We start from the raw sequence: 5,926 nt of genomic DNA on the forward strand, positions 1-5,926 counted from the left end.
AATAAATATGGCAACTACCTACTCTCCCACATTGTTGTGTAGTACCATCGGCCATGGGGGGCTTAACTGCTCTGTTCGGAATGGGAAGAGGTGAACACCCCCGGTAAAATCACCATAAGATCTTACCAGTTTTACTGGATCAATATCGAGACATATCGGGAAGAACAACTTATAAGTAAGGTAATTTAAAAAAGATTAAAGCTTACGGGCAATTAGTACTACTCGGCTTTGATGTTACCACCTTTACACCTGTAGCCTATCGACGTCATAGTCTCTGACGGCCCTTAAAAGTAAACTCATCTTGAGGAAGGTTTCGCGCTTAGATGCTTTCAGCGCTTATCCTGGCTGTACATAGCTACTCTGCACTGCGCCTGGCGGCACAACAGATACACCAGCGGTACATACGCTCCGGTCCTCTCGTACTAAGAGCATGTCCTCGCAATTTACTAACGCCCACCACAGATAGAGACCGAACTGTCTTGCGACGTTCTGAACCCAGTTCACGTGCCACTTTAATCGGCGAACAGCCGAACCCTTGGGACCTTCTCCAGCCCCAGGATGTGACGAACCGACATCGAGGTGCCAAACCTCCCCGTCGATATGAGCTCTTGGGGGAGATCAGCCTGTTATCCCCGGAGTACCTTTTATCCTTTGAGCGATGGCCCTTCCATACGGAAACCACCGGATCACTTTAGCCTGCTTTCGCACCTGCTCGACTAGTCAGTCTCACAGTCAAGCTCCCTTTTACTAATGCGCTCTACGTACGATTACCAACCGTACTGAGGGAACCTTTGCGAGCCTCCGTTACTCTTTAGGAGGCGACCACCCCAGTCAAACTACCCACCATGCACTGTTGCCGATTGCTCGGATTAGACTCTAAGTAACAGAAGGTTGGTATTTCAACGGTGACTCCACAATGGCTAGCGCCACTGCTTCAAAGTCTCCCAACTATGCTACACATCTGTTACTCAAAATCAATGCAAAGTTGTAGTGAAGGTTCACGGGGTCTTTTCGTCCCGTGGCGGGTAACCGGCATCTTCACCGATACTACAATTTCACCGGGCTCGCGGAGGAGACAGTGTTCAACTCATTAGACCATTCGTGCAGGTCGGAACTTACCCGACAAGGAATTTCGCTACCTTAGGACCGTTATAGTTACGGCCGCCGTTTACTGGGGCTTCGGTCACAAGCTTTGGTTTGACCCGAACAAGCTTCCTTAACCTTCCAGCACCGGGCAGGTATCAGGCTCTATACGTCATCTTTCGATTTTGCAGGGCCCTGTGTTTTTGCTAAACAGTTGGTTGAACCATTTCATTGAATCCGCTTTTAAAGGCGGATAGCTTTATCCCGAAGTTACAGCTACAATTTGCCTAGTTCCTTCTCCGCGGCTCACCCGAGCGCCTTAGAATACTCTTCTCGACTACCTGTGTCGGTTTGCGGTACGGGTTGTAATAACCATAACTTAGAGGTTTTTCTCGTGAGCAGGATTACAGCTACTATCTCTTCAGCCGAAGCCTCTGAGTACTATCACGTTCGACATTCTCCACGGATTTGCCTATGGAAAATATATCTACACGCTTTAACGGGAACTTCCGTTGCCCCGCGAGCTTTTCACTTCTCCGTCACCCCATCGAAGTTATTACAAGTGCCTGAATATTAACAGGCTTTCCATCGACTGCCCCTTTCGGGTTCGCCTTAGGTCCCGACTAACCCTGATCCGATTAACGTTGATCAGGAACCCTTAGTCTTTCGGCGATATTGTTTTTCACAATATTTATCGTTACTCATTCCTACATTTTCTTTTCTAGTCGCTCCAGCATACCTCACAGTACACCTTCAATGCTGACTAGAATGCTCCCCTACCATTTCAGCCTAAGCTGTAATCTATAATTTCGGCGCTATGTTTGATGCCCGATCATTTTCCGTGCCCGAACCCTCGACCAGTGAGCTGTTACGCACTCTTTAAATGAATGGCTGCTTCCAAGCCAACATCCTGGCTGTCATAGGATTCAAACTTCGTTTGTTCAACTTAACATAGACTTAGGGGCCTTAATTGATAGTCTGGGTTATTTCCCTCTCGGCCATGGACCTTAGCGCCCACAGCCTCACTGCCACAGATATATCATAGCATTCGGAGTTTGTCAGGGTTTGGTAGGCGGTGAAGCCCCCTAGCCCAATCAGTAGCTCTACCTCTATGATACTTCTTATATGTGACGCTGTTCCTAAAAACATTTCGGGGAGAACGAGCTATCTCTCAGTTTGATTGGCCTTTCACCCCTATCCACAGGTCATCCCATAGCTTTTCAACGCTAATGAGTTCGGACCTCCAGTGTGTGTTACCACACCTTCATCCTGCCCATGGATAGATCACAAAGTTTCGCGTCTACCCCCACTGACTAAGCGCCCTATTCGGACTCGCTTTCGCTGCGGCTCCGTTATTGAAGAACTTAACCTCGCCAGTGAGGAGTAACTCGTAGGATCATTATGCAAAAGGCACGCCGTCACCCTTTAACAGGCTCCGACCGCTTGTAGGCGTACGGTTTCAGGAACTATTTCACTCTGCTATTCGCAGTACTTTTCACCTTTCCCTTACGGTACTGGTTCACTATCGGTCACTAGTTAGTATTTAGCCTTACCGGATGGTGCCGGCAGATTCACGCAGGATTTCTCCGGTCCCGCGCTACTCAGGATACTGCTCGTCCACAAACTTGTCCACTTACAGGGCTTTCACCTTATCTTGCTTACCTTTCCAGGTAATTCGGTTTCTGTTTGTCTTCTAAATGCAGTCCTACAACCCCTAAGGTGCACGCACCTTAGGTTTGGGCTCTTCCCTGTTCGCTCGCCACTACTTGGGGAATCATTAGTTTATTTTCTTTTCCTCCGGTTACTTAGATGTTTCAGTTCTCCGGGTTGGCTCTCTTTGCAGAGTGATACACCTTCAGTGTAACAGGTTGTCCCATTCGGAAATCTTCGGATAATAGATTGTATGCATCTACCCGAAGCTTATCGCAGCTTACCACGTCCTTCATCGCCTTCTAGTGCCTAGGCATCCACCATACGCCCTTATTCGCTTTAAATATTGTTGTTATTGAGGGTTTTAACACCCTCGCATTTTTAATTCTACTACCTTACTACTTGATTCATCATGTATTACTACATTAATCATCAAAAATTGTTTTCCCAATATGTCAAAGAACTTATTTCTGTCAGCCATTGCTGAAGAAAAATGTGATAATTACAGACTTGAACTGCTGTGGCGGCCTATCCGCTATATCTTTTTATCACTACTACCCTTCTGCCTTAGTTAAAAAGTGGAGGATATCGGAGTCGAACCGATGACCCCCTGCGTGCAAGGCAGGTGCTCTAGCCAGCTGAGCTAACCCCCCTTCTTAAGTTGGAATAACAGCAGTCGGCAACAAACACTTTTACATGTGCCTACCCGGTGTAATGATTTTTATTTTAAAGAACTTAGTTTCTTATGTAGTCCCGTCCAGATTTGAACTGGAGACCTCTACATTATCAGTGTAGCGCTCTAACCAACTGAGCTACGAGACTATTTTAATTTGGCTCAATAGCTTAATGGCTTAATGGTTTGTATAACCATAAACTCAAGAGCTTGTTACAAAGAACAAAATATCTTGAAGGAAAGAAAAACAGCATAGCAGCAGGTTTCTGCTCTAAAAAGGAGGTATTCCAGCCGCACCTTCCGGTACGGCTACCTTGTTACGACTTAGCCCCAGTTACTAGTTTTACCCTAGGCGGCTCCTTGCGGTTACCGACTTTAGGTACACCCAGCTTCCATGGCTTGACGGGCGGTGTGTACAAGGTCCGGGAACGTATTCACCGCGCCATTGCTGATGCGCGATTACTAGCGATTCCAGCTTCATGTAGTCGAGTTGCAGACTACAATCTGAACTGAGAGGGAGTTTTTGAGATTAGCATCCTGTTGCCAGGTAGCAGCCCTTTGTCTCCCCCATTGTAGCACGTGTGTAGCCCTGGGCATAAAGGCCATGATGACTTGACATCATCCCCTCCTTCCTCACGCCTTACGGCGGCAGTTTCTTCAGAGTTCCCACCATTACGTGCTGGCAACTGAAAATAGGGGTTGCGCTCGTTGCGGGACTTAACCCAACACCTCACGGCACGAGCTGACGACAGCCATGCAGCACCTTGCTCCCTGTATATTGCTATAAAATTGGCTTTCACCAACGGTCAAGGAGCATTCTAGCCCAGGTAAGGTTCCTCGCGTATCATCGAATTAAACCACATGCTCCACCGCTTGTGCGGACCCCCGTCAATTCCTTTGAGTTTCAACCTTGCGGTCGTACTTCCCAGGTGGATTACTTAATGCTTTCGCTCAGACACACACTGTGTATCGCGTATGTCGAGTAATCATCGTTTAGGGCGTGGACTACCAGGGTATCTAATCCTGTTTGATCCCCACGCTTTCGTGCCTCAGCGTCAATATCTGCTTAGTTAGCTGCCTTCGCAATCGGAGTTCTATGTCATATCTATGCATTTCACCGCTACATGACATATTCCGCCAACCTCAACAGAATTCAAGATCAATAGTATCAATGGCAGTTTCCAAGTTGAGCTCGGAGATTTCACCACTGACTTAAAGACCCGCCTACACACCCTTTAAACCCAGTAAATCCGGATAACGCTTGCACCCTCCGTATTACCGCGGCTGCTGGCACGGAGTTAGCCGGTGCTTATTCCTCTGGTACCGTCGGACACCGTAGAAACAGTGCTTTTCTTCCCAGATAAAAGAAGTTTACAACCCAGAAGGCCTTCATCCTTCACGCGGCATGGCTGGTTCAGACTTGCGTCCATTGACCAATATTCCTCACTGCTGCCTCCCGTAGGAGTCGGGCCCGTGTCTCAGTGCCCGTGTGGCTGGTCGTGCTCTCACACCAGCTACCCATCGTCGCCTTGGTAGGCCGTTACCCTACCAACTAGCTAATGGGACGCACAGCCATCTTTATCCAATAAATTTTTAATAACCAAGTGATGCCACTCAATTATATTATGGGGAGTTAATCCGAATTTCTTCGGGCTATGCCCCAGATAAAGGTAGGTTCTGTACGTGTTCCGCACCCGTTTGCCGGTCGCCACCAGGTATTGCTACCCGTGCTGCCCCTCGACTTGCATGTGTTAAGCCTGCCGCTAGCGTTCATCCTGAGCCAGGATCAAACTCTCCATTGTAAATGAAGTGTTTAAAACTGACTGATGTTCTCTTATTTTTTTGTTCGTCACTTTACAGCGACTCCCAAAGTAATTGCGGAAATCAATCGTTTTAATTATTATTATTTTTGCGTCTTACCTGCTTGTAACGAACTTCATCGTTACTCGCTTTGCTGTTTTCCAATCTTTCAAAGAACGTTTTCAGATCCATTGATCTGAAGTTGTAATGCTATAGGAATTGAACCTCTTCTACTTGCCGGCCTGGTTACCGTGGCACTGTTTTTATTTAGTTGTTAAGAGCTTCGTTGTTATCTTTTCGTTACCGTTTTCCTTTCTTGCGGAGTGCAAAGGTATGTGGTTATTTCCGAACCGCAAAATTTAATTTTCATTATTTTTTTTAGTCGTTGTAACCGGTATCTTAAAGAGCTTTTTGTTTTTCCCTGTTTGCTAAGGGAGTGCAAAGGTAAGTGGTTGGTTTTAAACTGCAAAATTTAATTTGAGATTATTTTTCGCTGATTTTACTAACCCAATACCGTAAGAACTACCCTTCCGATGTTTCAGGTGTTAGCCTGTTTTTCGTTGGGAGGACAAAAGTAGGAGTTGTACTTGACTACACCAAACTATTTTTGCCATTTTACATCTACTTTTTGATTTAGATGAGCCACTCTAGCCTATTTCAAGCGAGGTATATGTTTTAAATTATGCGTAGGGCGTGGAATTTAGACTGTTTTACGTCTGA

The 5,926-nt window shown here is 46.5% G+C and carries 2 tRNA genes and 3 rRNA genes; all 5 read right to left on the reverse strand.

Annotation, left to right across the window (positions count from 1 at the left end):
* Positions 1-5 precede the first annotated feature (5 nt).
* The 5 genes from rrf to CJD36_RS22850 all read right to left on the reverse strand — a co-directional run bounded on the left by rrf (position 6) and on the right by CJD36_RS22850 (position 5,208).
* Positions 6-117, reverse strand: a 5S ribosomal RNA gene (gene rrf, locus CJD36_RS22830).
* A gap of 75 nt (positions 118-192) precedes the next feature.
* A 23S ribosomal RNA gene (locus tag CJD36_RS22835) occupies positions 193-3,077 on the reverse strand.
* Between the two features lie 235 nt (positions 3,078-3,312).
* Positions 3,313-3,386 (reverse strand) — tRNA-Ala (locus CJD36_RS22840).
* Between the two features lie 95 nt (positions 3,387-3,481).
* Positions 3,482-3,555: transfer RNA gene (locus CJD36_RS22845), tRNA-Ile, on the reverse strand.
* A 126-nt stretch (positions 3,556-3,681) separates the two neighbouring features.
* Positions 3,682-5,208 (reverse strand): 16S ribosomal RNA (locus CJD36_RS22850).
* The 16S, 23S and 5S rRNA genes sit together here with 2 tRNA genes alongside, the layout of an rRNA operon.
* Positions 5,209-5,926 lie beyond the last annotated feature (718 nt).

The sequence above is a fragment of the Flavipsychrobacter stenotrophus genome, from assembly GCF_002954265.1.
In the GTDB taxonomy this organism is placed as follows: domain Bacteria; phylum Bacteroidota; class Bacteroidia; order Chitinophagales; family Chitinophagaceae; genus Flavipsychrobacter; species Flavipsychrobacter stenotrophus.